The following is a 689-nucleotide window of genomic DNA, read 5'->3' as shown; positions in this document are numbered from 1 at the left end:
AAAAAGTAATCCCATATATTATCACCATACTCTTTATCGTGTAACCAATAATTACCACCACTCAAATCTACCAATGGTGTATATTTGTTTTCATCACACCATTTAAGATTATTTAATACTTGTAACAAGTATGACATTAACCCTCGTAGATGTGGGTCTTTAGCATTTATTCTTAATATTTTTTTCATGAGCCAGAGATTGGACTCGAACCAACGGCCGGCTGATTACAAATCAGCTGCTCTACCAACTGAGCTACTCTGGCAATAATGCGTGGGGCCCGTAGAAAGGAGTAAAGAACAGGCCCCACTATGCGACTACCTCTTGGTAGTCAAAAAGCTGTAAAGATTTTAAACTATCTATTATTATTGTATACCGAGTTTCAGAACTAATATTTCCAGCACCATGCAACTCAGTACAATCCTGATAATACATATCACCCGCTTTCCAAACTAATTGTTTATCACCAATATGATAAAATTGTCCAATGGTTCTGTCATTTAAAAATATAAAGTATCTGTAATAATCTTCTTTAGTTGTATTTTTATCTTTAGTATTTCTTTGATATAAAAATAAATCATAATGATTTGGTGAACATTCACCTGTTTTTTGTATCAGTAAATTACAACCGTATTCAGTAAATCCCATATCCACTATAAAATCAATAATTACTTGTGGTAAATCTTCTTTAA

Annotated in this window: 1 protein-coding gene and 1 tRNA gene; both read right to left on the bottom strand. The window is 32.5% G+C overall.

Annotated features, from left to right (window positions below; genetic code table 11):
• Positions 1–189 precede the first annotated feature (189 nt).
• Positions 190–262: transfer RNA gene (locus tag ACFC20_RS17640), tRNA-Thr, on the bottom strand.
• A 44-nt stretch (positions 263–306) separates the two neighbouring features.
• Positions 307–689 (bottom strand): hypothetical protein (locus ACFC20_RS17635; protein WP_375194120.1); only part of this gene is annotated, 383 nt, incomplete at its 5' end.

The organism is Marinobacter sp. (assembly GCF_041984545.1).
Classification (GTDB): domain Bacteria; phylum Pseudomonadota; class Gammaproteobacteria; order Pseudomonadales; family Oleiphilaceae; genus Marinobacter.
This window is presented reverse-complemented; position numbering and strand designations above follow the sequence as displayed.